The organism is Marinobacter sp. P4B1, assembly GCF_001447135.1.
Lineage (GTDB): Bacteria > Pseudomonadota > Gammaproteobacteria > Pseudomonadales > Oleiphilaceae > Marinobacter > Marinobacter vinifirmus.
This window is the reverse complement of the sequence record NZ_LLXM01000006.1, coordinates 48256-75189: the sequence shown is the minus strand read 5'-3', so window position 1 is coordinate 75189 and position 26934 is coordinate 48256. Positions and strand designations below refer to the sequence as shown.

The 26934-nt window shown below is 58.6% G+C and carries 23 protein-coding genes and 1 tRNA gene; 11 read left to right on the top strand and 13 right to left on the bottom strand.

The annotated features are described in order from the left end of the window. The first annotated feature begins 6 nt into the window (after positions 1 to 6). The gene (locus AQ621_RS04805) at positions 7 to 513 is read left to right on the top strand and encodes a methylated-DNA--[protein]-cysteine S-methyltransferase (protein ID WP_058340510.1); all 507 of its coding nucleotides are present in this window, start codon (positions 7 to 9) and stop codon (positions 511 to 513) included. On the opposite strand, the gene AQ621_RS04800 is transcribed toward AQ621_RS04805, so the two are convergent. Both AQ621_RS04800 and AQ621_RS04795 read right to left on the bottom strand, forming a co-directional pair. Then, entirely contained in the window at positions 476 to 1351 is an 876-nt protein-coding gene (locus AQ621_RS04800; protein ID WP_082640898.1) for a metal-dependent hydrolase, read from the bottom strand. The genes AQ621_RS04805 and AQ621_RS04800 overlap by 38 nt on opposite strands. Positions 1352 to 1445: 94 nt before the next feature. Next, on the bottom strand, positions 1446 to 3500 hold the full coding sequence (locus AQ621_RS04795; RefSeq protein WP_058340509.1) for a dehydrogenase: 2055 nt from the start codon (positions 3498 to 3500) through the stop codon (positions 1446 to 1448). A gap of 145 nt (positions 3501 to 3645) precedes the next feature. Here AQ621_RS04795 and AQ621_RS04790 point away from each other — a divergent pair, with 145 nt between their 5' ends. Beyond that, positions 3646 to 4665, top strand: coding sequence for a class I fructose-bisphosphate aldolase (locus AQ621_RS04790; protein WP_058340508.1), 1020 nt, complete (start codon positions 3646 to 3648; stop codon positions 4663 to 4665). Here AQ621_RS04790 and AQ621_RS04785 read toward each other — a convergent pair. From AQ621_RS04785 to AQ621_RS04760, 6 genes are all read right to left on the bottom strand, one after another. Further along, positions 4662 to 5639: a tRNA dihydrouridine synthase gene (locus tag AQ621_RS04785; protein WP_058340507.1), complete on the bottom strand. Its 978-nt coding sequence runs from the start codon at positions 5637 to 5639 to the stop codon at positions 4662 to 4664. The genes AQ621_RS04790 and AQ621_RS04785 overlap by 4 nt on opposite strands. 145 nt (positions 5640 to 5784) lie before the next feature. Beyond that, a complete protein-coding gene (katG, locus tag AQ621_RS04780) occupies positions 5785 to 7956 on the bottom strand; it encodes a catalase/peroxidase HPI (RefSeq protein ID WP_058340506.1) in 2172 nt (723 codons plus the stop codon). 303 nt (positions 7957 to 8259) lie between these two features. Then, on the bottom strand, positions 8260 to 10152 hold the full coding sequence (gene htpG / locus AQ621_RS04775; protein WP_058340505.1) for a molecular chaperone HtpG: 1893 nt from the start codon (positions 10150 to 10152) through the stop codon (positions 8260 to 8262). A gap of 377 nt (positions 10153 to 10529) precedes the next feature. Beyond that, positions 10530 to 10964 (bottom strand): PaaI family thioesterase, encoded by a 435-nt coding sequence (locus AQ621_RS04770; RefSeq protein WP_058340504.1) that lies wholly within the window; start codon positions 10962 to 10964, stop codon positions 10530 to 10532. Further along, positions 10961 to 11431: a PaaI family thioesterase gene (locus AQ621_RS04765; protein ID WP_058340503.1), complete on the bottom strand. Its 471-nt coding sequence runs from the start codon at positions 11429 to 11431 to the stop codon at positions 10961 to 10963. Before AQ621_RS04765 ends, AQ621_RS04770 begins: the two co-directional genes overlap by 4 nt. A gap of 18 nt (positions 11432 to 11449) precedes the next feature. Further along, positions 11450 to 12193 (bottom strand): DUF599 domain-containing protein, encoded by a 744-nt coding sequence (locus AQ621_RS04760; protein ID WP_058340502.1) that lies wholly within the window; start codon positions 12191 to 12193, stop codon positions 11450 to 11452. Between the two features lie 193 nt (positions 12194 to 12386). On the opposite strand from AQ621_RS04760, the gene AQ621_RS04755 reads away from it, so the two are divergent. The 4 genes from AQ621_RS04755 to AQ621_RS04740 all read left to right on the top strand — a co-directional run bounded on the left by AQ621_RS04755 (position 12387) and on the right by AQ621_RS04740 (position 16462). Then, positions 12387 to 13664 carry a M48 family metalloprotease gene (locus AQ621_RS04755; RefSeq protein ID WP_058340501.1) on the top strand — a complete coding sequence of 426 codons (1278 nt, stop codon included), beginning with the start codon at positions 12387 to 12389 and terminating at the stop codon, positions 13662 to 13664. A 161-nt stretch (positions 13665 to 13825) separates the two neighbouring features. After that, positions 13826 to 14371: a hypothetical protein gene (locus AQ621_RS04750; RefSeq protein ID WP_058340500.1), complete on the top strand. Its 546-nt coding sequence runs from the start codon at positions 13826 to 13828 to the stop codon at positions 14369 to 14371. Continuing rightward, complete coding sequence (locus AQ621_RS04745) at positions 14371 to 15558, top strand: iron-containing alcohol dehydrogenase (protein ID WP_058340499.1); 1188 nt, start codon at positions 14371 to 14373, stop codon at positions 15556 to 15558. Before AQ621_RS04750 ends, AQ621_RS04745 begins: the two co-directional genes overlap by 1 nt. Positions 15559 to 15682: 124 nt before the next feature. Next, positions 15683 to 16462, top strand: a complete 780-nt coding sequence (locus tag AQ621_RS04740) for a substrate-binding periplasmic protein (protein ID WP_058340498.1) — start codon at positions 15683 to 15685, stop codon at positions 16460 to 16462. 18 nt (positions 16463 to 16480) lie between these two features. On the opposite strand, the gene AQ621_RS04735 is transcribed toward AQ621_RS04740, so the two are convergent. Together AQ621_RS04735 and AQ621_RS04730 are read right to left on the bottom strand one after the other, a co-directional pair. After that, positions 16481 to 18967 carry an ABC transporter permease gene (locus AQ621_RS04735; protein WP_058340497.1) on the bottom strand — a complete coding sequence of 829 codons (2487 nt, stop codon included), beginning with the start codon at positions 18965 to 18967 and terminating at the stop codon, positions 16481 to 16483. Continuing rightward, positions 18967 to 19686 (bottom strand): ABC transporter ATP-binding protein, encoded by a 720-nt coding sequence (locus tag AQ621_RS04730; RefSeq protein ID WP_082640907.1) that lies wholly within the window; start codon positions 19684 to 19686, stop codon positions 18967 to 18969. Before AQ621_RS04730 ends, AQ621_RS04735 begins: the two co-directional genes overlap by 1 nt. A gap of 69 nt (positions 19687 to 19755) precedes the next feature. Between AQ621_RS04730 and AQ621_RS04725 the strand changes: the two genes are divergently transcribed. Further along, the gene (locus tag AQ621_RS04725) at positions 19756 to 20385 is read left to right on the top strand and encodes an arylesterase (RefSeq protein WP_058340495.1); all 630 of its coding nucleotides are present in this window, start codon (positions 19756 to 19758) and stop codon (positions 20383 to 20385) included. Here the strand turns inward: AQ621_RS04725 and AQ621_RS04720 are convergent. Then, positions 20382 to 21341, bottom strand: coding sequence for a YheT family hydrolase (locus tag AQ621_RS04720; protein WP_227508238.1), 960 nt, complete (start codon positions 21339 to 21341; stop codon positions 20382 to 20384). The two genes, AQ621_RS04725 and AQ621_RS04720, sit on opposite strands and share 4 nt — an antisense overlap. A 73-nt stretch (positions 21342 to 21414) precedes the next feature. Here AQ621_RS04720 and AQ621_RS04715 point away from each other — a divergent pair. Further along, positions 21415 to 21490, top strand: a tRNA-Asn gene (locus tag AQ621_RS04715). Positions 21491 to 21543: 53 nt separating this feature from the next. On the opposite strand, the gene AQ621_RS04710 is transcribed toward AQ621_RS04715, so the two are convergent. After that, entirely contained in the window at positions 21544 to 22833 is a 1290-nt protein-coding gene (locus tag AQ621_RS04710) for a M18 family aminopeptidase (protein ID WP_058340493.1), read from the bottom strand. 115 nt (positions 22834 to 22948) lie between these two features. On the opposite strand from AQ621_RS04710, the gene AQ621_RS04705 reads away from it, so the two are divergent. Together AQ621_RS04705 and AQ621_RS04700 are read left to right on the top strand one after the other, a co-directional pair. Beyond that, positions 22949 to 23434: a hypothetical protein gene (locus AQ621_RS04705; protein ID WP_058340492.1), complete on the top strand. Its 486-nt coding sequence runs from the start codon at positions 22949 to 22951 to the stop codon at positions 23432 to 23434. Positions 23435 to 23538: 104 nt separating this feature from the next. Beyond that, the gene (locus AQ621_RS04700; protein WP_022989155.1) at positions 23539 to 24156 is read left to right on the top strand and encodes an outer membrane beta-barrel protein; all 618 of its coding nucleotides are present in this window, start codon (positions 23539 to 23541) and stop codon (positions 24154 to 24156) included. A 43-nt stretch (positions 24157 to 24199) separates the two neighbouring features. Here the strand turns inward: AQ621_RS04700 and rlmKL are convergent, their stop codons facing one another. Continuing rightward, entirely contained in the window at positions 24200 to 26380 is a 2181-nt protein-coding gene (gene rlmKL / locus AQ621_RS04695) for a bifunctional 23S rRNA (guanine(2069)-N(7))-methyltransferase RlmK/23S rRNA (guanine(2445)-N(2))-methyltransferase RlmL (protein WP_058340491.1), read from the bottom strand. A 321-nt stretch (positions 26381 to 26701) separates the two neighbouring features. Between rlmKL and rmf the strand changes: the two genes are divergently transcribed. Beyond that, complete coding sequence (gene rmf, locus AQ621_RS04690; RefSeq protein WP_036219531.1) at positions 26702 to 26914, top strand: ribosome modulation factor; 213 nt, start codon at positions 26702 to 26704, stop codon at positions 26912 to 26914. The last annotated feature ends 20 nt before the right edge of the window (positions 26915 to 26934 follow it).

Genomic DNA, 26934 nt, shown 5'->3' with positions numbered 1-26934 from the left:
GCGGTGATGCACTATGGCATCACCCCATGCTCACAGGGCCAGCTGCTGGCCAGCTGGTCTGAAGAAGGCCTCTGCGCCATCGAGCTGGGCGACACAGACGAAGAACTTGTCGCCCTGCTTCACGCCCATTTCCCCGGCCAGGCTCTCAAGCCCGCAACCGCCGGCAACGCCGACATCCTTGAGCCCGTGCGGCAGTTTGTCGACACCCCCACTGGCAGCCTCGGCATGCCCCTGGCACCAAAAGGCACTGTCTTCCAGAAAGAAGTCTGGCAAGCCCTTCTGCGAATTCCGGCAGGCACCACCGTCAGTTACAGCGAACTTGCCCGGATGCTGGGCCGCCCGAAAGCCACGCGCGCCGTTGCTACGGCCTGCGCAGCCAATAAACTGGCGGTGGTAATACCCTGCCACCGGGTTGTCCGGTCTGACGGCAGCCTCGGAGGCTACCGCTGGGGCATCGAGCGTAAACGGGCCCTGCTCAACCTTGAAGTGACGCTGGCAGCCAGCGCTTCTTAGCCTTCTCCACAAGATCCCGGGCGTCGTTGTTCCAGGGGTGGAAGTTCGGGCTGTAATACTTCAGGTAAGACGGTATCAACTTGCGGAACACACCCGGCTTGCCCCACATATAATTAAAGGCCCCGGCCCAGGATTTCAGGTTCCCCAGCTGGCCGTCTTCCTTCATCAGCTGAATCACGTGCAGCGTGCTGAAGAACGGGAAGATCACACTCACAACCATCATTTCCGTCACCCGGATAAACTCGCTGCCTCCGATACTCTTATAAACATCAAAGGCCACCGCCTTGTGCTCTGACTCTTCAATAGCGTGCCAGGCCCAGACTGGCGCGATCCTCGGGTCCATTTCCTCGAGCGCATCAAACTTGAGCAAAAACTCCTCTGCCATCAGGGCCGTAAAGTGCTCAACCGCCACGGTGTGGGCCAGCTGGCGCTCCGGAGTGAAGTTCCTGCGCAGCTTGTTCATGAACCACTGCACCTCACGCTCGAGCCGGCCCAGACCAACGCCCCGCTCCTCCAGGAAGCCGTTCATCAGTTTGTGCTCTTTCGAGTGATGAGCCTCCTGGCCGATAAATGCCCGGATCGCCTTCTTCAGCTCCGGGTCCGTAATCTGGTCCTGGTAGTGACGGACAGAATCAATGAAGAATTTTTCTCCGGGCGGGAAGCTGGCAGACAACGCCCCCAGCAACAAGGTTTTTACCGGGTCGTTATCCCACCAGTATTTTGGGAGATCCTCCGGAAACTCGAAATCCGGACTGCGCACTTCCGGTACCAGCCCCGGCGGTGTCGCACTCCGGTAGCCCCTTGCGGACTTCTTGATTTGTGTCGCTGGCGCGTTCATAGCAAACTCTCCTGAACCTGTGGGCTCGAATACTTTCCTACAGACTACGCCCCCTTTTACGGGAGCGTCAGGTGATTGCGGGCCAATTTCGTGATCAGGCGGGCTCTGTGGCCTCTGCAGCAAGCGCCCGTACCCGTTCGAAGTCCTCCTCGGTGAACACACCGTTAACCCCGGACACTGCCGCCAGCTGCATGCCGTGCTTCAGGCCGAGTTTGTAGATTTCCCGCACCTTCTCCCATTCGATATTACGGCCCAGGGTGAAGTTCTCGAACCGGGCTTCCAGCGCCAGTACGATGGTTTCGGCCAGGCAGGCATAGGCGATGCCTTTGGGCAGGCCGATGTCTTTCATCTTTACCGGCCCGGGAAGCTGGATTTCACCGGATTCGATGACCAACACATCCGGCCGCCTGGCCACATCTTCTGCAGGAATATCCAGCGGCCGGGCCACGTCGGTAATCACGCAGCCAGGCTTTACCTTCATGATATCCAGGATGCGCTTGCCGGCCCCGGAGGTGGCCGTTACCACCATATCCATATCCGGAAGATCGCGATCGGTGGTGGCTGCCACGTGCACGATAGCGCCCGGGGTTTCCAGTTCGATGCTTTCCTTCAGGGCCAGCAGCTTGGCCGCTTCCGGAGCCACCATATAGATTTCATCCACGGCCTTGGCCAGCAACCGGGCACACACGGAACCAATGGCTCCGGTAGCGCCCACAACCATGGCCTTGCCAGCCATCTTGCCGCTTTTGCCAATACTCACCCTGCCAATACGTTGCGCCGCGTCATGGGCGGCCCAAAGGGCGCCAGATGCGCTGTAGCTGTTGCCGGTAGTAATCGGCAGCGGTGCCCGCTTGGCCACCGTAATCCCGGCATCCCCGACTACCTTGGTAAACGCGCCCAGGCCCATAATCTGGGCACCCAGCTTCCTGGCCAGCTTTGCCGCCGCCAGCAAGCGGCTGTAGGTAAACTCCGGGTCGTGGGCCATGATTTCTTTCGGGGTGCCGCCCACAGTAATCAGCCAGCCTTCCACTTCATCGCCAGTGGGTGACTGAATGCCGGAGACCTTCGAATACACAAATGGCGGCGTATAGGCGATGGCTTTTTCTACCAGGTTCATTACTCCCGGCGGCGATACGCTGGCGACCCAGTCCAGGGGCGGGGTTTTGGTCAGATACTGTTGGGACAGAGGATGGATTACAAAGGCGAACCGGTTTATACGGCGGTAGCCATTGGGGTACAGAATCCGCGGTTCCACCCCGAGCCGATCGATTACATCGAGAAAGTCATCTGCGCCCAACTGCTCCGGAGTTCGGGACAGCGCTGCGCTGATCATCGCCTCCATAACGTTCACCCCCACTGGCCGACCTTCCAGCCAGGGGCTGTAGTCCACCACCATGGCGACTTTCCGGGAACGGAACCAGTCCAGGGCAGATTCGCTCACCCGGGAGGTGATCACGGTTTTGCCATCCAGCTCTTTCTCCGTGAAGGCCTCCAGATCCCCCATCGCCCCGACAATCACATGGCAGTCCCTGACCGATTCATGCAGGGAACCGCTGATCAGTTTCTCCCCCATCCGGTAAAGCGGAGTACGGTGCAGTCGCTCGATGACCTTGACGGCATTGGGGCTGAACATCACCGGTGCGGTGAGCTTGGTGTAGGCTTCCAGCTGGCTCAGGGAAGTCAGCAGACGTGGCACGCCGAAATCCAGGTAAGGATCAGCGAACAGCAGGTTGTCTGTATGTTCCGACAGCGCCTTGGCAATGCGGAAACCGGCCTGGCCGTTGAGGAACAAAACGCGGGCATTGTCGAAAAAATGGCCCAGTTCGGTTTGGGTATGGCGTACGGCCCATTCCTGGAGAATGCCCCGAAGGCCGGCCCCGGTGGTGACGGGCTTGTCCGGCACACAGGCTTCCAGACGCGAGGTATCCGGGTGTTGAAGCTGCTCCCGCCCTACCTGGTAATGGTCGTGGATCATGCTCAGGCCGATGGCATCTGCCTGTTCACGCACCGAATCCAGAACGGCCTCGGCACGGTCCAGGTTGCCATCGCTCCCCACCCTGATCACCCGGAAGTCCTGGCCCAGAAACCGGGTTTCAAGCTCGTAGTCGTACTCGGATGAGCCCTGGCTGATACTCACAACGGTTTTCATGGCGCCTTGTCCCTGTTGTTTTGTTCTTTCTCAAGTCTAGAAGCTGGGGCCTTATCCTGCCTTAGCCCAGATCAAATACCGCCGAGCAAATTACCGGCTACACTGAAAAACACGTTTGATCACCACATCCTTCCACGGAGGTACCATGACCATTCAGGACGAACTGATTACCACCATTGCCGACCTGGTGCAGCCCGGCAAAGGCATACTGGCTGCCGACGAGAGCACGCCTACCATCGCCAAGCGCTTCAAGGCAGTGGGCGTGGAGTCCACCGAAGCCACACGGCGCCAATACCGCAGCATTATTTTCTCCACGCCCGGCCTTGGCGAACACATCAGTGGCGTGATTCTGTATGAAGAGACCCTGGAACAACTGAGCCTGGATGACGTCGCTATCCCCAAGCTGCTTGCCAGTCAGGGCATTGTGCCCGGCATCAAGGTTGATCAGGGTAAAGGCCCGCTGGTGAATGCCCCGGGGGACGAGATTACCTATGGGCTGGATGGCCTGGCTGCAAGGCTGGAACATTACAAATCCATGGGTGCGCGATTTGCCAAGTGGCGGGATGTGTTCCATATCTCGGATACCCTGCCCTCGTTCCAGGCCATCAAATCCAACGCAGAGGTGCTGGCCCGCTATGCCGCTGTGTGTCAGTCGATGGGTATTGTGCCGATTGTTGAGCCGGAGGTACTGATTGACGGCAACCACACTATCGAGCGGGCTGCAGAGGTGAGCGAGGATGTGTTGCTTGAAGTGTTCAAGGCCCTGCATCGGCACCGGGTGAACCTGGAATGCATGGTGCTGAAGCCCAGCATGGTGACACCGGGCAAGGAATCCGGCAAAGCCACACCTGAACAGGTTGCCGAAGCGACGCTCAGCGTTTTCCGGCGAGTGGTGCCAGCGGCCGTCCCCGGGATATTTTTTCTCTCCGGAGGCCAGACACCTGAAGAATCCACCGAAAACCTCAACGCTCTGAACAGCCTGGGCTACCACCCGTGGGAGCTGAGCTTCTCCTACGGCCGGGCGCTGCAGGAGCCCGCCCAGAAAGCCTGGGCCGGAAGACTGGAGAACGCCGGGGCATCACAGGCGGCCATGAAAAAACGGGCCAGACTCAATGGCCTGGCCCGTTCCGGTGATTACACGCCCATGATGGAGAACGAGGGCTAGGCGGCGTTAGTGCTGCGTTGCGAGAGGTCTACCGGCTGATCCAGGCAAGCCAGCATCGGCGCCACTTCCCGGATTTTACGGGCCTGGGGCCACAGGGCTTCGGCTTCAGCAAAACCCTGGCGCAGGTAGTTGAGCCATTGCTTGATGCGGCCGGTCACGTATTTGTCTTCCAGGCGGGTTTGCAGGGCGGCAGCGTATTCCCGCACCAGAACCACGGCCTCGGCCCAGCTCATGGGCTCCCGTGTTTCACCGTTCTGGGCAGCTTTGATCTGCGCCGCCAGGTCCGGCCGGGCGATCAGGCCCCGGCCGATCATCACATCGTCACAGCCGGAGACTTTCCGGCAGCGCCAGTAATCGTCCACGGTCCAGATTTCGCCGTTGGCGATGACGTGGCTTTTGACCGCTTCGCGTACCTTGGCGATTTCTTCCCAGTAAGCCGGCGGCTTGTAACCATCCACCTTGCTGCGGGCGTGAATAACAATCTCGGAGGCACCGGCCGCTTCCAGTGCCTGGCCACAGGCCACGCCCATGGAACGGTCGTCATAGCCCAGTCGCATCTTGGCTGTGACCGGAATATCCGCAGGCACGGCTTTACGAACGGCTGCGGTGATTTCATACATCAGCTCCGGCTCGCGCATCAGTACACAGCCGCCCTTGTGTTTGTTCACCGTCTTAGCCGGGCAGCCGAAGTTGATGTCCACCTGCCCTGCTCCCAGCTGCGCAGCCTTGGCACCGTGACGGCCCATCATGCCGGCGTTGGAGCCCAGCAATTGGACGGCCACGGGCGTACCTACCTCGGTGAGCGCACCGTTGTATAGCTCCGGAGCGTACTTGTAGAAAATCCGGGGCGGCAACATGCCGTGGGTCACGCGAATAAATTCCGTCACGCACCGGTCAATCCCGCCGACCTTGGTCAGGGTTTCACGAATGGGTGCGTCGACCAGCCCTTCCATCGGGGCAAGGATGATTCGCATGAAAGCTCCAGAAACTGAGAGAAGTGAATCAGAATGCGGCTGATCAAAAATCAGGCGGAGCGGATTGTAAGGAATTCGGGGGGAAATAGGTAGCCGGGCATCCCGAAACAGGATGCCCGGCGGGTTTTACAACGTTACCGGCAGATTATGCCTGTACGTCGAAGCGGTCGTTGTTCATGACCTTGGTCCAGGCAGCGATAAAGTCCTTCACGAACTTCTCACCGTTATCGTCCTGGGCGTACACCTCTGCGTAGGAACGCAGGATGGAGTTGGAGCCGAACACCAGGTCTACGCGGCTTGCGGTCCACTTGGCCTGGTCGGTCTTGCGGTCACGGATCTCGTAGGTTCCGTTACCCACCGGCTTCCAGCTGTAGGCCATGTCGGTCAGGTTCACGAAGAAGTCGTTCGTGAGCTGGCCTTCACGGTCTGTGAACACACCGTGCTTGGTGCCACCGTGGTTGGTGCCGAGCACCCGCATACCGCCGATCAGAACGGTCATTTCCGGTGCCGTCAGCCCCATCAGCTGGGCGCGGTCGAGCAGCAACTCTTCCGGCTTCACGACGTAGTCTTTCTTCTGCCAGTTCCGGAAGCCATCGGCTACCGGCTCCAGGTACTCGAAAGACGGTGCATCGGTCATCTCGTCGGTTGCGTCGCCACGGCCCTTCAGGAAGGGTACGCGAACATCGTAACCGGCAGCTTTCGCTGCTTTTTCGATACCCACGCTACCAGCCAGTACGATCACATCGGCCACGCTGGCACCGGTTTCGGCAGAGATCTGCTCGTACACCTTGAGTACCTTGCTCAGACGGGCCGGCTCGTTGCCTTCCCAATCTTTCTGCGGGGCCAGGCGAATGCGGGCACCGTTGGCACCGCCGCGCATGTCAGAGCCACGGAAAGTACGGGCGCTGTCCCAGGCAGTGCTGACCATCTCGCTGATGCTCAGGCCGCTGTCTGCAATCTTCTCTTTGACCACCTCTTCACAGTAGTCGATGCTTCCTGCCGGTACCGGATCCTGCCAGATCAGGTCTTCTGCCGGCGCTTCCGGGCCGATATAACGGCTCTTCGGGCCCAGATCCCGGTGAGTCAGCTTGAACCAGGCACGGGCGAAGCAATCCTTGAAGTATTCCGGATCTGCCATGAACTTCTCGCAGATGGCGCGGTACTTCGGATCCATCTTCATGGCCATATCCGCATCGGTCATGATCGGATTGTGGCGCTTGGACGGGTCGCTGGCGTCCAGCGGCTTGTCCTCTTCCTTCATGTTGATGGGTTCCCACTGCCAGGCACCGGCCGGGCTCTTCTTGAGCTCCCACTCGTAGCCGAACAGAAGGTCAAAGTAACCCATATCAAACTTGGTCGGATGGGTGGTCCAGGCACCTTCAATACCGGAAGTCACGGCATTGGCGGCCTTACCCTTCATGTTCGGGTTGCTCCAGCCAAAGCCCTGCTCTTCTACATCCGCCGCTTCCGGCTCGGGGCCGAGGGCACCTGCGTCACCGTTACCGTGACACTTACCAACTGTGTGGCCACCGGCTGTCAGGGCTGCGGTTTCTTCATCGTCCATCGCCATACGGGCAAAGGTTACGCGAACCTGTTCACCGGTCTTGATCGGATCCGGCTGGCCATTTACACCTTCCGGGTTTACGTAGATCAGGCCCATCTGAACCGCGGCAAGCGGGTTTTCCATGGTGTCTGGCTTATCGACGTCGCCGTAGCGCTCGTCAGACGGTGCCAGCCACTCTTTCTCGTTGCCCCAGTAGATGTCTTTTTCCGGGTGCCAGATGTCCTCACGGCCGAAGGAGAAGCCGTAAGACGGCAGGCCCATAGACTCATAAGCCACCGTACCGGCCAGGATAATCAGGTCTGCCCAGCTCAGTTTATTGCCGTACTTTTTCTTGATCGGCCACAGCAAACGGCGGGCCTTGTCGAGGCTGACGTTATCGGGCCAGGAGTTCAGCGGGGCAAAGCGCTGGTTACCCGTACCACCGCCACCACGGCCGTCCTGGATACGGTAGGTACCAGCGGCGTGCCACGACATACGAATCATCAGACCACCGTAGTGACCCCAGTCTGCCGGCCACCAGTCCTGGCTGTCTGTCATCAGGGCGTGCAGGTCTTTTTTGACGGCTTCAAAATCGAGTTTTTTGACTTCTTCCCGGTAGTCGAAATCTTCACCGAGGGGATTGGTCTTGCGGTCGTGCTGGTGCAGGATGTCGAGGTTGAGGGCTTCCGGCCACCAATTCATGACATCGCGGTTTTCGGTGGAGTTGGCACCGTGCATCACCGGGCACTTACCACCAGAATTATTCTCAGACATAGCACTCTCCTGTTTTCGTCATTTAGACATTCGGTCTTTCTTATCAGGGCAACACTTAATATAGATCACTCACGTTTGCCTGCTTGAATCTTTCCTAACGCCAGCATAGTGCGTGACTATAAAACGGCCCCTAAAGTTCCGGGATGTGAGGTCAAGATACGCCGGAACCAGGATTAGTAACAATTAATTAGAAATAACCTGGCGAAAGATTTTAGTTATCGAAAACATTTCTCATTGCCAACAAAAAAGGGGCCGGTGATTTGCTCACCCGCCCCTTTTTCTCAACCACAGTAACGATCGCTATCAGTTCGCCAGTTCCAGCAGCAACCGGTTCAGGCGGCTGACATAGACACCGGGATCTTTCAGCTGTTCACCGCTGGCCAATGTGGCCTGGTCAAACAGAACCGCAGACAGCTCCTTGAAGCGCTCCTCGCCCTGCTCGGTTTCCAGGCGCTGCACCAGCGGGTGGTCCACGTTGATTTCAAAGATCGGCTTGCTCTCCGGCACTTTCTGGCCGGCAGCTTCCATGATCTTCTTCATCTGGGCGCCCATATCGAACTGGCCAACCACCAGGCACGCCGGTGAATCGGTCAGGCGGTTGGTTACCCGTACTTCCTGCACCTGATCTTCCAGAGCGGTCTTGATGCGCTCCAGCAGATCCTTATGCTCCTTGGCGGCTTCTTCCTGGTGCTTCTTGTCTTCCTCGGTTTCCACCTCGCCCAAGTCCAGGTCACCACGGGCAACATCCTGGAACTGCTTGCCGTCGTACTCGTTCAGATAGCCCATCATCCACTCATCGATACGATCCGTCAGGATGAGTACCTCGATGCCTTTCTTACGGAATACTTCCAGATGCGGGCTGCTCTTGGCGGCCGCGAAGTTGTCACCGGTGATGTAGTAGATCTTTTTCTGGCCGTCTTTCATCCGGCCGATGTACTCGTCCAGAGAGACGTTCTGGGTCGACTCACCAGTGTGGGTAGAGGCAAACCGCAGCAAGCCGGCAATTTTCTCGCGGTTGCTGAAGTCTTCGGCCGGGCCTTCTTTCAGCACGGTGCCGAACTCGTCCCAGAAGCCCTGGTAGTCATCACCCTCTTTCTTGGCCAGCTTCGACAACATGTCCAGCACCCGCTTGGTCATGGCAGTGCGGATGCTCTCCACGGTGCTGTCGTTCTGCAGGATTTCCCGCGATACGTTCAGGGACAGGTCGTTGGAATCGATCACACCCTTGGCGAAACGCAGGTACAACGGCAGGAACTGCTCGGCGTCGTCCATGATGAATACACGCTGAACATACAGCTTCAGGCCACGGGGCGCTTCGCGGTTATACAGGTCAAACGGCGCACGCTTCGGGATATACAGCAGGCTGGTGTAGTCCAGCTTGCCTTCCACCTTGTTGTGGGACCAGGTGAGCGGGTCCTCGAAGTCGTGGGCAATGTGCTTGTAGAACTCCTTGTACTCTTCGTCCTTGATCTCGGTCCGGGGCAACGTCCACAGGGCGGTGGCATCGTTGACCGTCTCTTCTTCGCCCTTCTTGTCCTCTTCCTCGGACTCGGCTTTCATCACGACCGGGAAGGAGATGTGATCAGAGTACTTCTTCACCAGGCTGCGCAGCTTCCAGCCATCCGCAAACTCTTTGTCTTCGGCTTTCAGGTGCAGCACGATTTCAGTACCGCGCTGTTCACGGCTCACCGGCTCGATGGTGAACTCGCCATCGCCTTTGGACTCCCAATGCACACCCTCTTCGACCGGTGCACCGGCCTTACGGGTGAACACATCCACCTTGTCGGCCACGATGAACGCAGAGTAGAAACCGACACCAAACTGGCCGATGAGCTTGCTGTCTTTCTTTTCGTCACCCGACAGCTGCTTGAGGAACTCGGCCGTGCCGGAGCGGGCGATGGTGCCAAGGTTAGCAATCACATCGTCACGGGTCATACCGATGCCGTTGTCGGCAATGGTGATGGTGCCGGCGTCTTTGTCGTAATCCAGGCGGATTTTGAGGTCGGAATCGCCTTCGTAGAGTTTGTCGTCTTTCAGGGCGGCGAAGCGGAGTTTGTCTTCGGCGTCTGAGGCGTTTGAGATGAGCTCACGAAGGAAGATTTCCTTGTTCGAGTACAGAGAGTGGATCATCAGGTGAAGCAGTTGCTTCACTTCGGTCTGGAATCCTAGTGTCTCTTTGTTGGTTTCTACCGTCATGGCTGTGTTTTCTCCTGCTGGTTCTTTATGTTCGGGGGAGCGGCGTGGTCAGGTAGTCCTTTCCAAAACACGCTCCTTGCGGCACGTCCATGTGGCGCTTGGGCTCCGCCATCCATGGCTCCGCACAGTTTTGGAAAGGACTACCTGACCACACCACCGGACTTCTCAGTTAGGCCGGCTTTGCACGGAGTCTGGGCAAGCGTGTGGGGGTGCCCTTCCGAAACCGTGCGGAGCCATGGATGGCGGAGCCGAGCGTACACGGACGTATTCACAGCGTGTTTCGGAAGGGCACCCCCACACGCTTACCTGCACCGAGGCCAGAACTTGAACCAGAGATGGGGGTCGACCGGGGCATTTCAACCCCGGCCAGAACCAATTCAGTCTTCGAGAAGGAAGTGCGCGCGGGCCGTGGCTATGGGCTGGGAACGGGATTTTTGCCAGGCGGTGATCATTACGTTGGCTACCCGGTTGCCCTGGCGGGTCAGGCGGCATTCGGCGTAGGTTTCACGGTTGAGACCGGCGCGCAGGTAGTCGAGGGAGAAGTCGACAATTCGCGGCATTCTGAAGGTGTCCTGGGACATCATCAGGTAGATCGCCGCAGACATTTCCATGAAGCCGCCAATCACGCCGCCGTGGATGGCGGGCAGGATGGGGTTGCCGAGGTTTTCTTCTTTCTTGGGCAAGCGGAAAATCAGGTCGTCACCGAAGCGCTCGCACTGCAGGCCGATCCACTTGGCGTAGGGTACGGCGTCGAGCATTCTGGAGAAGTCGCCGCTTTCCCGGGTGAGCTTGAGGATTTCCGGGTCGGTCATTCGGCGCCTCCGGTGATCAGGTCGCGGTAGCTTTTAGGCGTGGCTTCTTTGCCGATGCGCATGAAGGTGCCCACGCAGTTGGCGATGGTTTCGCCGCCTTCCTGGTAGGCTTCGCAGCGGGTGAAGATGATGTTCTTGGTGATCTTGTAGGTTTCGGCCCGGGCGAAGACCGGTTTATGGGGTTCTGCCGGGCGCATGTAATCTACCCGCAAGTCCAGGGTCGGGCAGAGTTCGAATTCATCCAGTGCGCAGATCATCACCGAGCCGGAGGTGGTGTCCATCAGGGTGGTGATGGCGCCACCGTGGATCACGCCGGTGTCAGGGTTACCGATGATTTTGTCGCTGTAGGGCAGCTCCATGACCAGGTAGCCTTCACCCGCTTCCCTTGCGGCCAGGCCGAGTTCCCGGGCCTGGTTGAGCGTGTTCAAAAACCGGTTCACCCGGTTAATTCGGGTTTCGTCATTCATTCAGGAAAATCCTGCAGGTCAGTTTTTCGTTTTTGCATCGTCACCCGTGCGGGCGGGGGTGGCTTCTTCAAATACTTTGCCGGCACGCAAGGACGCCAGCGCATCAGAGTGGAATTCCCTGCGGTAGAGCACGTATACCACCAGCGTCGCCGCCGCAATCAGGGCCAGCGGGTGTATGAACCAGGCCACCACGGCGAGCGCATAGTAATAGGAACGCAGGCCAAGGTTAAAGGTATCGCCCGCCTGGTTGCAGATGGCGCCGGCACTGCGGGCAAAGGCCTCCCTCGCCGCCGGGCTGGTTTTGCTGTCGTCGGGCATGGGGGCGCTGCCGATCATCACCGCCACGAAGTTGTACATGCGCATCGACCAGGTGAATTTAAAGAAGGCATAGACAAACACCACCATAAGCACCACCAGCCGCAACTCCCAGATTTCCCGGGAAGGCACTACGCCGAACGGCATGGTAGCGAACACTTCCATGGCTTCACTGGTGTACCCCAGTGCCGTGATGATACCCGCTAGGATCAGCAGGCAACTGGAGGCAAAGAACGCCCCGTTGCGCTCAAGGTTACCCACCACAGAGGCGTCGGAGATGCGGTTGTCCCGCTTGAGCATCACCCTCATCCAGTCTTCCCGGTAGAGGTCCAGCGTGTTGGAGAGGCAAGACCGGGAATCCGCCCGATTACGGGAGTACCAGGTATAGCCACCCCAGCAAGCCAGAAACCAGATCAGTGCCAGAAAATCCAGGTAATGCGTTGTCACAGGTAGCGGTATCCGGGCCAATTTCGGTGATTATTCAATGTGCTGATATGATACGCCAAGGCTGGTGGCCCGGCCACATTCCCGCCAGTACAGGCGAGGAAACCACCGCCCGGCTGTGCTATAAAAACAGCATCATCATGAATGGCCGGCCTCTTAACAGGACGTTGGTTACTGACCAATCAAGGAGTAAAACGTGATTTCCGGATCTCTCGCCCGTTTGTGTGTCGTTCTTTCTTTGCTGTTTGCCCTGGCGGGCTGCGCCGTGAATCCGGTGACCGGCAAGAAGCAGCTGTCCCTGATCTCGGAAAGCGAAGAACTCGCTCTGGGCGCAGAACAGTACAGCCCTACCCAACAAACCCAGGGCGGGCAGTTCTACATTGACCCTGAGCTGACGGTGTACGTTCGGGAAGTCGGCATGAAGATGGCGCAGGTCAGTGATCGTCCGGACCTCCCCTACGATTTCGTGGTGCTGAACAACAGTGTACCCAACGCCTGGGCCCTGCCGGGGGGCAAGATTGCCATCAACCGGGGGCTGTTGGTGAAGCTTGAAGACGAAGCCCAGCTGGCCTCGGTACTGGGCCATGAAATTGTTCACGCTGCGGCCCGCCACAGCGTTCAGCGCATGCAGCAAGGCATGCTGATCAGTGCAGGCATGGCGGGGATCGGCATTGCGGTCTCTGACAACGAGTGGGCAAGCCTGATTATGGGAGGCGCCGCCGTTGGCGCACAGCTGGCGCTGGCACGGTACAGCCAGGGCGACGAACTGGAATCGGATGCCTATGGCATCGAATACATGAAAGCCGCAGGCTATGATCCCCAGGCCGCCGTGGAACTCCAGGAAATTTTCCTCCAACTCTCCGACGGCCGGGAGAGCAACTGGCTGAGCGGGCTGTTTGCCAGCCACCCGCCCTCCGCCCGTCGGGTGGAGGCGAACCAGCAACTGGTGCAGGAACTCGGTGGGGGCGGCTACCGGGGCCGGGACGTGTACCAGCGCCGGATTGCCAAAATCAAACAACTCCAACCCGCCTACGATGCCCACGACAAAGCCATGAAACTGGCGTCCGAGGGGGATTACGAGGCAGCCCTGGCTTCGGTAAACCAGGCCATTAAGGCAGAACCCCGTGAAGCCATGTTCTATGCCCTGCGTGGCCGCATCTACAAGGCACAGGACCAGGCTGAGAAAGCCCGTGCCGACTTCGACAAAGCCGTCTCGCTGTATCCGGAAATGTTCGAGTACCAGCTTTACAACGGCCTGAACGAGCTGCAACTGAACAACCTCACCAAAGCCCGCGAACACCTTGAACGGGCGAACCAGGTGGTGCCCACCTCTATCGCTTACCTGCGGCTGGGCGATATTTCCCGGCAGCAAGGGCGGAGAGATGAGGCGGTGCAATACTATGCAGCCGCTGCCGAAGCCGGTGGAGATGTGGGCGAGGAAGCCAGGCGTAAACTCGCCGCCATGACCAACTGACGGCAACGCCGCAAGCCCGGGAACCGGAGGCCACAAGCCTCCGGTTTTTTTGTGCCCGGTCAATTTGCCAGCCTGACGCGGAGTTCGTGTCACTGAATGCATTGACTTCTAGAGCAATAACTCTAAAAATCACTGAAACCAACAACAACCGGATTGCGAACATGCTCCTCAAGCGACTCCAACCGATGATGTTTCAGGCCAGGCGTAATTATGTGGAACTGATGTTCCAGGTAATGGGCCGGGCACTGCAGGCGATCAGTGACGTAGACGAACCCACCCGCGAAGAAGTCCGCGCCCTGCCCGAAGGTTTTCTGTTCGAGATGCAGGTTATGCCCAACGGGCCGAAACTGATTGTGGAACACACCGGCGACGGCAAATTACACTTTCACGGTGACACCGCCCCGCGCCCCGTGGACCTGTCTATCCAGTTCAAACACATGGCCCACGCGTTCCTGGTGTTGTCGTTCCAGGAGAAAACCTCCGTTGCCTTCGCCAACGACCGCATGCTGGTAGATGGCGATGTCAGCTACGCCGTGCGTATGACCCGGGTGCTGAACCGCCTTGAGTCGTTCATCCTTCCGAAACTGGTGGCACAGCGGGCCGTCAAGGAATACCCCGCAGACCTCCACCTGCCGGAGAAGCTCATGAGCTCAGCCCGCATCTACCTGAAAGTTGCCACCCAATTTGTCGAGACAGTGAGAGCATAATGACTAACAAATACTACGAGTTCTTCTGCCCGGTAAAAGTGATTGCCGGTAAAGCCGCCCTGGAGCATATTCCGTACGAACTGACCGGGCTTGCTGCCAAGCGGCCAATGATTATTACCGACAAGGGTGTGCGGGCCGCCGGCCTGCTGGACCCGGTGATTGCAGCCTGTGAAGAGAGCGGGCTGGAGATTGTGTCTATCTATGACGATGTGCCGCCGGATTCCTCCACGACCGTGGTAAGGGACATCGCCGCTGTTTATCGCAAGGAAAAATGCGACTCCATCATTGCCGTCGGTGGCGGATCCGCCATCGATACCGGAAAGGCCGTCAACATCCTGGTGTCCGAGGGTGGCGATGACATTGCCAGGTACACCGGCGCGGGCGTGCTCAAACATCCGCTCAAGCCCTTCTTCGTAGTACCCACAACTGCCGGCACAGGCTCCGAGGTTACCTCGGTGGCGGTCATTACCGACGAAAAGAAAGGCGTCAAGCTGCCGTTCACCTCCAGCTTCCTGCTGCCGAATGCCGCGATTATAGACCCGCGCATGACCCTGACGCTGCCGCCGCACATTACCGCCGCCACCGGCATGGACGCCCTTACCCATGCCGTTGAAGCCTTCACTTGCATGGCCAAGAATCCGTTAAGCGATGCCTACGCCACCGCCGCCATCAAGAAAATCAGCCAGTCCCTGCTGGCGGTGATGGACAACCCGAAAGACCAGGACGGCCGGTTAGAGCTGGCTCAGGCCTCAACCATGGCCGGTATCGCCTTCTCCAACTCCATGGTAGGGCTGGTGCACTCCCTGGGGCACGCCACCGGTGCCATCTGCCATCTGCCTCACGGCCTGTGCATGAGCTTGTACCTGCCGTACGTGCTGGAGTTCAACCTTGAAAGCATCCGTGAGTCTCTGGGCGAATTGCTGCTGTATCTGGAAGGCCCGGAGGTCTATTCTGCCACTCCGGCTTCCCGCCGTGCCGAAGCCAGCATCTCCGCCATCCGCAAGCTTCGTGATGCCCTGCACAAGCGCTGTGAGTTGCCCCGTACCCTGAAGGAAACCGGCAAGGTACTGGAAACCCAAATGGAGGCGATTGCCCGCCAGGCACGGGACGACGGCTCCATCATGTTCAACCCCAGAGAGGTGACCCTCGAGGACGCATTGAGCGTTCTCCGCCGGGCCTGGGCCTGAACACGGACTCAAAATCATTGAAACAAACGGATAAAACGGTAATATTTGGCAAGCGCACTGGCAGGGAGTTGGCCGGATAAGTGCATTTTCAAAGCATAGGCCGCTTCCACCAGAGTTTCTTGCGATGACTAAACTGGTCCGACACCTCAAGAGCATTGGTTTCCGGACACTCTCCGGGCTGATAACCGCAGGCTGCTTTTCCATGGCAGCCTATAGCGGAGAAACCGGCCCGGGGGTTTTCCACTTCAATGTATCCCCTAACGGCTACCCCCCGTACCTGATCGTCCAGGACTCCGAGCCTGCCGGTATTATGTGGGATGTGGTGGAACTGATTGTTCCGCGACTCGGCTACCAGGTCGAGCCGCGAAAGATACCCCGTAAACGGGTAGACCAGATGCTGGAAGACGGATACATCGATGGCACGCCCAGAGCCATCGAATGGACCGAAGAACCGGAAAAGTTTCTGTTCACGGATCCTGTTGTGAATGTGGAAGAAGTGTTTTTCTTTCCTGAAGTTTCAGACCTGGATTTCGAACATCCCAGCGACCTTTTCGGGAAAACCGTGGTGACTCACCTGGGCTACCTCTATCCCACCCTGGCCCCCTATTTCGAAGACCAGCGTATCCGGCGCTTTGACGTTTCCCGTGACCGTGACATGTTCCGCTTCCTGCAACACGGCGACCGATTCGATACTGCGCTGGCAGATCGCCTGGTGGGCAAGTGGATACTGAGAAATGAAGGCATGGCGGATGAGTTCAGAAGCTCGGACAAAGCCATCAGCCAGTATGGGTTCCGGCTGATGTTGAGGCCTGACTGGACGGACTTCGCCGAATCCTTCAACCGGGAACTGGAACTGATTCGCGAGAATGGCGAACTGGACGCCATTCTCGCCAATTACCGCTAAAACGCCGTCATTGCCGGCTCACTCGAGCCGGCGCAGCAACAGCATGGGTGACACGCTGAGTACCGGCCGCAACTGCCAGCGGCCAAACAGGGCCAGCAGCAACGCGCTGATCAATGGCACTGGCAGCATCACTTCCCAATGCCACTGAAAACTGCCCTCAAACATTCTCACCTGCAAGGCATAAACCGCCGCTTCCGCCGCCAGCACGCCCAATATCCCGGCAACGAACCCAAGCAAGGCAAACTCGAGCATGGTACTGCGCACCAGCAGAGATTGTTGGCCGCCCAGCGTCCGCAACAGGGCACCTTCACGCTGACGATCCCGCAAGGTCGCGCTGACGACCGCCGCCATCACAACCAGTGCCGCCGCAAGAATCAGCGCCAGAATCGCTTCAATGGCCTGAGTGACCTGGCGGACGATATCCTGGATGCGCTCGATAATGTGGTCGATCTCCAGCACCGACACGGTGGGAAAACGGCGCGAAAACTCGTTCAGGGCCACCTTGTTGCTGGCCCCCAGATGGAAACTGGTAATCCAGGTAGCCGGCATGTCGGTCAGGCCGCCGTCCGGGGGAAAGGCAATGTAGAAGTTCGGCTTCATGCTGTCCCATTGCACGGTACGGATACTGACGACCGGCTCGGTGACCTGTTCCGAGCCTATGGTAAAGGTCAGCCGGTCGCCAAGTTCCAGCCCCAGCCTCTCCGCCAGCTCGGCTTCCACCGAGACCCCCTCGGTTACGCCCGCAGCAAACCACTCGCCTTCCACAATCCGGTTGTCTTCGGGCAGGTCTTCCATCCAGGTCAGGTTCAGCTCCCGGTTAAGCGCGTTAATTCGCTCATCCTTACTGACCGCTTCTTTCACAGGCTGGTCGTTCAGTTCGGTCAAACGGCCACGCACCATGGGATAGACGGTGTCCAGGGGCGATCCCTGCTGCGCCCAATAGGCATCAACCTCGTCCACCGTGTCCGGCGCTATGTTTATCAGGAAGTGATTGGGAGCATCGTCCGGAAGCTGGGCCTGCCAGTCGTCCAGCAGGGACGAACGGACCAGCACCAATGTCGCCGCCAGCATCAGGGTCATGGCAAATACCGCCATTTGCGCCATGCTGGCCTGACGGTGCCGATAAAGGCCAACAAGGGCCAGGCGCCAGGCGTTGCCACCACCGCGCACTTTGCGCAGCACCGAGACCATCAACCAGCCCACCAGCCCCAGCACTGCCAGCAATAACACCAGCCCGCCCAGCAGCGATGCCACCAGGGCAAGTTCGCCGGCATACATCCACACCAGCCCGAAGATGGCCAGCACGGCGATGACCAGGTCCGGAACGGCTTCCCGGCCGGTTTCCCCGGGCTGGGAGCGCAGCACCCGCATAGCGGGCACATTGCGCAGGCGGCGAACCGGCGGGTACGCGAAGGCGAACAAGGATACCAGCGCGGTCAGCAGCGCCGGCGCCAGGGCGGCGGGGTCGAGATAAATATCAACCGGGCGCTCCAGCACACTGCCAAGCATCCTGGCCAGCAGCCAGAACAGCGGCAGTGCCAGCACCAGCCCGCCAATAATGCCCGCCACGCCCCACAGGGCCAGGCGGCGAAGGTACAAACGGCCGATGCCCTTACCGGTAAGCCCCAGCGTCTTCAGCAGTGCCACTGTGTCCCGTTGCGACAATGCGTACTGACGACTGGCCACCGCAACCGCCACCGCTGCCAGCAGAACCGCCAGGCTGCCGCCAAGCAGCAGGAAGCGTTCGGCCCGCTCAAGGGAGCGGGAGAAGGTTTCGCCGTCCCTCACGCCTTCCCATTCATGGCTCGGCTCCAATTGCGGCTCCAGCCACTGGTAGTAATCGTTTAACAGGTTTTCGGCACCGGCAAACAGATAGATGTATTCCACCCGACTGCCTTCCTGAAGCACTCCGGTAGCCGGAACATCGTCTACGTGCATCATCACCCGGGGCGCCAGCGATGAAAGCCGGAAACCGCCATCGGGCTCACGTAACAGCAGGTTTGAAATCTCAAGTTTCAGGTTGCCGACTTCCAGCGTGTCGCCAACGTCCAGCTCCAGCAATCGCAGCAGGCGCGGGTTGATCCAGATCTCGCCTTTGGCGGGGCCAGACCCCACAATTGAGCGAGTACCCTCGGCACGGGATTGCACTTCAATGTCACCGCGCAGCGGATATTCATCGCTGACCGCTTTTACGGAAACCAGCTGAAAACCGCTTTCACCGAAAACCATGGTGGAAAATTCGATCATCTGGCCGGTTTCGATGCCACGATCACGCGCTTCCTCAATCCAGCCTCCCGGCACCGGCCGGCCGTTTTCCGCTTCCAGCTGGCGATCAGCCGCCAGGAAGGAGCTGGCCGAAGATACCAGCGTGCGCTGCAACTGGCTGGCAAACAGGGCGATGGTGGCCACCGTGGCCACGGCGATAATCAGGGCAACCAGGACCACCCGAACGTCCCGTTCGCGCCAGTCCCGGCTTACGGACATGAGCTTCTGTGATGCTGCCATCAGCCAGACACCTCTTCCACCAACTCAGGCTCGGTGAGCACGCCCGCTTCAATATGCAGTTGCCGGCCACAGCGGGCCGCCAGGCGGTCATCGTGGGTGACCATCACCAGTGTGGTGCCCTGCTCCCGGTTCAGGTCCATCAGCAGGTCGGACACTGCCTGGCCGGTGCGGTTATCGAGGTTACCGGTGGGTTCGTCGGCAAACAGGATCACAGGGTCGGAAGCAAACGCCCGGGCAATCGCTACCCGCTGCTGCTCGCCGCCGGAGAGCTGCCGGGGCGTGTGGCTCAGCCGCTCACCCAGGCCAACCCGTTCCAGCAGTTCCCGGGCCCGTTTCTCCGGCGCTTCGATGCCGGCAAGCTCCAGCGGCAGCATGACATTTTCCAGGGCACTCAGGGCCGGCAACAGCTGGAACGACTGGAACACGAAGCCCACCCGCCGGGCCCGCAGCCTGGCGCGTTCGTCCTCGCTCAGACGGCTGATTTCAGAGCCGTCCAGCTCGACCTTGCCTTCGCTGGGGGTATCGAGGCCCGCCAGCAAACCGAGTAACGTGGTTTTGCCGGAACCGGAGCGGCCAACAATGGCTACGGACTCTCCCCGATTGATTTCCAGATTGACCCCCTGCAAGATCGTCAACGTATCAGCTTCCAGGCTGACCTTGTGGGTCAGCTCTGTTACGCGCAGCATCGGGCTGGTATCGGTTTTACTGAGATCCGTCATCTGGTTCACGGTTGCTCCGTTGTCTGGTTCTGGATGTTCATGAATTGTTTAAGGGTATACGACTTTACTATGCATACGATATCCACATTCGTCAGATCATTGGCCATCGCAGCGTTTGCCATGGTGTCGCTGCCGGTTCTGGCCAGCCAGAACACCCTGCTGGTGGTCGGCGACAGCATCAGTGCCGCCTACGGCGTACCCTCTGAAACCGCGTGGGTAGAGCTGCTCAGGGAACGGCTGTCCCGACAAGGGCTGGACTGGCAGGTCGTGAATGCCAGCATCAGCGGCGAAACCACAGACGGCGGCCTTCGTCGCCTGCCGGGGCTGCTGGAGAAGAATGATCCGGATATCGTCGTGATCGAACTGGGTGGTAACGATGGCCTCCGGGGGTTTCCGCCAAACGTGATCGAGTCTAACCTGGCCGGGATGATTGAGCTGGCACAGGATTCCGGTGCGGTTCCGTTGTTGGTGGGAATGCAGATTCCGCCAAACTACGGCCAGCGCTATACCCGGATGTTTGCCGATCTTTTCCCGACCTTGTCTGACCGTTACGGGGTCCCTTTGGTTCCGTTTTTCCTTGATGGAATCTACGACCAGGACGGATTAATGCAGGGCGATGGCATTCACCCTACCGAGGAGGCCCAGCCTTTGTTGCTGGACAATATCTGGCCGAGGCTGGAACCCCTGGTTGCCGATTAGCTTCCAACGAACATTAACGCCCGTCGCTCTGACCAGTAGTAACCGTCCTTCGCATGCTCCACAAAGCCCACGTGCCCTCCCCACTTGGGCACTTCCAGCTTCACATAGGAACCCAGCACTTTCTTTGAATCCGGGAAACAGGCCGGTGACAGGAAAGGGTCGTCTGCGGCGTTGATCATCAGCGAAGGTACACGGATATCTTTCAGCCGGAACAGGGCCGAACAGTTCTCCCAATAGTCCTGCGCATCTTTGAAACCATGCAGGGGGGCGGTGTAGCGGTTATCGAATTCATGGAAGTTACGGATATCCCTGAAACCACTCACATCGATCAGATCAGGGAATAATTCCGATTTTTCCTGCATTTTCCCATGCAGATCGTTCAAAAATCGCTGCATGTAGATCTTGCGACTGGGCAAGGCGAGCATGTCGGCGCTGCCGGCAAGATCTACCGGTACTGAATAGGCCACCGCACCACTGATGCGGCTGTCTACCTGTTCACCCTGCTGACCGAGATACAGGAGCGTCAGGTTGCCGCCCATACTGAAACCACTCAGGAACAGGTTCTGGTAGTTTTTGCCCAGGGCGTGGTTGATCACGATTTCCAGGTCTTCCGTAGCACCGCTGTGGTAAAACCGGGGCTGACGGTTCATCACGCCTCCGCAGGAGCGGAAGTTCCAGGCCAGCACATCCCAGCCGGCCGCCATCAGCGCCCGGGCCAGGCCCAGTACATAGGGGCGCCGGCTGTGGCCTTCCAGTCCGTGGGAAATAATAGCCAGGCGGTTGCTGTTCTGGCGGTACCAGTCCAGGTGGAGCTGGTCGTCATCCGGGGTGCTGATCACTTCGGTTTCTGGCTCCGGCATCTGCACCTTGCGGAACAGCGTGGGCCAGATGGACTGCACGTGTCCGTTACGCAGCCAGACCGGTGGGCGATAGCGGTTTTTGGCACTTCTGTGCAAATTTTGACCTTTCATTTCAGAGGGTTGACGAACCTGATCAAAGCGCTTAATATGCGCGCCACGTTGATGATGTTCCCCGATAGCTCAGTTGGTAGAGCAACGGACTGTTAATCCGTTTGTCCCTGGTTCGAGCCCAGGTCGGGGAGCCACTTATTCCGAAAAGCCGCTGATTGTTTCAATCAGCGGCTTTTTACTTTCTGCCTCAGAATACTTCTTCCCGCTGCATGAATTCCTTCAACACCTGGTACAGGGTGTGGCCGTCCTGGGTACCAATCAGTTCGCGAATGGAATGCATGGCAAATTGCGGCACACCGATATCCAGGGTCGTTACCCCCAGATTGCCAGCAGTCAGCGGGCCGATGGTGCTGCCACAGCCCATGTCACTGCGCACCACAAAGGTCTGGTGCGGCAGGCCGAGTTCGTCACTGATGTGACGATACAAAGCGGCTGAGCGGCTGTTGGTGGCGTAACGCTGGTTGTGGTTAACCTTGATCACCGGGCCCTGGTTCAGGATCGGACCATGGTTCTCATCGTGCTTGTCCATAAAGTTAGGATGCACGCCGTGGGCGTTGTCGGCCGAGATCATCATGGAACGGGCGATGGCCCTGCCCTTTCCGGCACCACACCAGCGTTCCAGCACAGAACCAAGGAAAGGCCCCTGGGCGCCTTCGGCTGACATGCTGCCCACTTCTTCGTGGTCGTTGCATACCAGCAAGGCCGCCTGGTCTCCGGAGGTATCCAGCAACGCCTGCAGGCCGATGTAACAGCTCAGGAGGTTGTCCAGCCGCGCAGAGGCCAGGAACTCTTCCCGCAGGCCAACGTAGGAAGCGCCCTGGGCGTCATAGAAGCTCAGCTCATAACCCAGCACCTTGCGGGCTTTCAGGCCGGATTCACTGGCGATCTGCTCCCGCAACAGGTCGGTAAAAGCCGTGGTATCCGTCTCCGGCACCTGCATGACGACCGGTGGCAGGTCGGTCTGGGCATTGACCGAACGATTGCTGTTGGCCTCCCTGTCCAGGTGAATGGCCAGGCTGGGGATAATGGCCACAGGCTTGCGGAAGTTCACCAGGGTGTCCTGCACCTTGCCGGACTCATCCAGCACGGTTACCCGGCCGGCCAGGGACAGGTCCCGGTCAAACCAGGGGTTCAGCAACACACCGCCATAGACTTCTACCCCGAGCTGGAAGAAACCTTTGCGGCGGATTTCCGGTGTCGGCTTTACCTTCAGGCAGGGGCTGTCGGTGTGGGCACCGACCATACGTACACCGGAGCTGACCACGTCGTTCTTTCCGGTACGGAAGGCAATAATGGATGAGCCGTTGCGAATGGCGTAGTAGCCTTTGCCCTGCTCCAGCGCCCACTCTTCACGTTCATCCAGCTGCTGAAAACCTGCGGCATCGAGGCGGGTTTTCATGGTATTCACGGCATGCCAGGGCGTGGGTGAGGCGTTCAGAAATTCAATCAAGTCATTATTAAATTCAGTGTGTTCCATGATCTTCCTGATTGCATGATAATGGCTGCTACAGTATGGCACGAAGCCGGCAATGCTCCTACAGCGTGCGCCGTCAGTGACTATACTCACCCAACAATATTTACCGGAGTCGCCTGTGTCGATACCCCGCTTTCTGGACATCGAATACTGCCAGACCGAAGACGCCCTGTTTCCCGTTGCCATTGCCTGGTCACTTGCAGATGGCCAGATGAAAACCGTGGTGATCACGCCGGAAGAATCCTGGCTTCCGGAAGACGGGGATCTGGGGGATATCGATCTGCTGTACCTGGAAGAACAGGGCGTGCCGCTACTGGAGCTGGTACAAGAGCTGCACCAGGACCTGCCGGACCAGACAGTTTACGTAGACGGCATAGACCCGGATGAACTCCTGGTTGACCTGATTTTCAGTGCCGTGAGCCAGGATGCCCCCTTTGAAGTCGCCCCTGTTTCCGAACTGATCTCCGGACTGGACAGCGAAGCCATCGAAGACCGCCGGCGCCAGCTGTTGTTCGATGAAGGCCTTGAACCACAGCTCCCGGAAAACGGCGTCTATGCCCTGCTCCTGCTGGCACAGGAAGAAGGCCTGCTGGACGACCTGTAAAACCGGCCTTCAGGCGGGGAAGTGTGACCGGCGTCTGCGTAACAACGCGTTACACAAGGCAGAATCTGGCGTCAGTATCCATGACGACAGGACGCCGGACCATAATGAAAAAAATCACATCGCCCCTGCTTTGCGCCAGCCTCGTTACCGCGGTTTTATTCCCGCCGGTTGTATGCGCCCAGGAAGGTGCCGCGTCAGAAACTCCCCGCTCGGACAAACACTACATCGGATTACTGGCCACGGCACTGGAACATCGCTCCATCGGCATTTCCAAGGAAGACGGCTGGGGCCAGGCGGGTACGCTGGTGATCGGTGGCCACCTGAATGACCTGATCCACGCTGAAATCCGCCTGGGCGGTGGCTACAAGGATGCCGAGATCTCCCGAGGTGACCTGAGCCTGGCGATCGACTATTTCGGCAGCTGGTACATGGGGCTGCATTACCCGATTGGTGAGCTTGGTAACGTCTATGCGCAGGCAGGTTTCACCCACGTGAGCGGTGAGGCAACACTGGACAATCCGGATGCCGATGCCAACGGGCAGTTCCGGGATTACGTGGGAGATTACCCTTCAAGCAGTTTCAGCTTCAGCTGGCTTGCCGGTATCGATTTCGAACTGCTGGATAGCACGTACCTGGTGCTGGAAGGTGGCAAGCTGTTCAAAGATACCGATACCAGTGCCAATGCCTTCCAGTTTTCTTCCGGCATTCGTTTCGAGTTCTGAGTTGGCGGCCCGTTTCCGGTGCAGGCCGCCACTAAACTGACGCTTAATCAGTAAGTTTATGTTGGATATGCCAGCAGCGGTGAATCTTCTGATTCCGCTGGAAATCCTTGTCCAGAGTGCTCGCCGTTACCTCTTTAACTTCGAATTCCTGCTCCAGATCTTCATCGAGCTTAAATTTCCGGAAGTTGTTGGAGAAGATCAGTAAACCATCACTGGATAACCGCTCCATACACTGCCGAACCATGGCGCCGTGATCCCGCTGGATGTCGAGAACGCCGGCCATTCTGGCGGAGTTCGAGAAGGTGGGCGGGTCCATGAAGATCAGGTCGAAGGTCTGGTTGGCGGTTTTGCGGTCGGCCAGCCAGGCCACGCAATCAGCCTGTTCCACTACGTGCTTGCGGGCGTCTGACCGATTCAGGGCCAGGTTGTCCTGCGCCCAGCTGACGTAGGTTTTGGACATATCCAGGCTCAGGGACCGGCTGGCACCGCCAACGGCTGCGTGTACGGTGGCTGCGCCGGTGTAGCAGAACAGGTTCAGGAAGCGTTTGCCCCTGGCATGTTGCTGTATCCAGTAGCGTACCGGGCGGTGGTCCAGGAACAGGCCGGTGTCCAGGTAATCTTTAAGGTTTACTTTCAGGGTGCAGCCGTGTTCGTGCACGTTGAAGTATTCACCGGTTGCGGCCTGTTTTTCATACTGCTTGGTGCCGGTCTGGCGCTGGCGTTGTTTACAAACCAGGTTTTCCGACGCAACTTCCAGCACTTCCGGGATGACCGCCATGGCTTCGGCGAGGCGTTCCCTGGCGGCTTTTTCGTCTATAGATTTCGGAGCCAGGTATTCCTGTACATGCACCCTGCCCTCGTAGATATCGATAGCCAGGGCGTACTCCGGCATGTCCGCATCGTACAGGCGATAGCAGCCAATGTTCTGTTTCCGGGCCCACTGGCCGATGGTTTTCAGGTTTTTCTTCAGCCGGTTGCGCAGCATGTCTGCCCGCTCGGGATTGGCGATCCGGGGCATCACCTGGCCGGGCGCTGCAGGGTCCCGGGGGGTGCGGGCATTTTCGGGCTGGATTTCGAATAACAGCAGTTGTGCCGGCAGCTTTCCGTTGAAGAGCTTGTATTGCTTGAAGCTGCGCAGGCCGATGGACTTTCCGAACTCCGGAGCGCCAGTAAACACTGCCAGACGCCAGCCGGGAAGCTCACGCAGCACCACTTCGCCAAGAGCCTGGTAAAGGCCGGCCAGTTCTTTGCGCTCACTCAGGCGTTCACCGTAAGGAGGGTTGGTCAGCACCAGGCCCTGTCCGGCCCAGCTTTCCTGCCGTTCAAATCCGGCAACCGGCCGAACCTCAACCTGCACAAGGTTATCCAGGCCGGCCCGGCGGATGTTGTTTCGGGCGGTATCGATAACACGGCTGTCCTGGTCAAAACCGGCAAAGGCCGGTATCCGTTTCTGTTTGCCTTCGTGGGCGCGGCGCTCCGCTTCCTGGCGTAGTCCAAGCCAGAGTTCCGGCTGATGGCCAGGCCATTTTTCGAAACCGAAACGCTCGACCCGGCGGCCCGGAGCGATATCCAGGGCCATCAAAGCGGCTTCAATCAGCAGGGTGCCGGAACCACACATGGGGTCAACGAAGTCACCACCGGCAGGGGCAATGTCCGGCCAGCCGGAACGCATCAGCAAGGCGGCCGCCAGGTTTTCCTTCAGGGGTGCCAGGCCTTTCTCCGTGCGATAGCCCCGCATGTGCAGGCTGTGGCCACTGAGGTCGAGCCCAACCGCCAACCGGCCCCGGTTCAGGCGGGCAGAAATGGTCACGTCCGGGTCTTTCGGGGCGACGGACGGCCGTGGCATGCCGGCACCGCGGATGCTGTCAACGATACCGTCTTTAACTTTCTGGGCACCAAACTGGGTGTTACGGATCTCTTCATTCTGGCCCAGGAAAGTCACGCGGAAACTGCCAGACGCAGGGATATGGGCCTGCCAGTCCAGCGACACCACGCCTTCGTAAAGTTCCTCGGCACTGCGGGCGTCTACCTCGGCGATGTGCAGCATTACCCGGTTGGCCAGGCGCGACCACAGGCAGGCACGGTAGCCCGACTCCAGCGTGCCCTCTACCCAGACTCCTGCCGGCGCATTACGCACCTGTGCCAGACCAAAACTTTCCAGTTCATCAGCCAGGAGATACTCAACGCCCTTCGGGCAGGTTACGAAAAATACATGTTTGGACAAAATAAACTCCTGGTTTTCCTGATGAAGCCGGTAAGCCGCCGGATTGGCAGCAAAACCCGATTTCGGGCTGTCATCGATATGCAATAAACCTATAAGAAAAGGTTCACATAGATGAAATAAGTAGTGTACTTCCGCTCAAGGTTCGTCTTACCTTGTACATGACGCGTCGTTCCGGAAGCCAGTAGAAAGTGCTTCCGTTAACAGGATCCTGACTGCTCTGGCCCGAGCTGGCAATAGGGGGATATCCCGGATGGGTACCCATGCCATGGTCACTGCAGATGTGTACACGCTTGTTCTGTTAATCCATCAGTGAGGAACGGCATGAAAAGACAGAAGAGAGACATGTACGCTCGTGCATTCAAGCGGGGTTATCTCGCTGGCGTGTCCGGCAAATCCAAAGACAGCTGCCCCATTGATCAGCCAGAAGTACGTCAGGAATGGCTGAACGGGTGGCGCGAAGGCCGCACAGATAACTGGGAGGGCATGACCGGCGTATCCGGCATCCACAAGCTTGCCAACGTAACCGCCACGTAACTGCGGTGTTGGCAGACCCC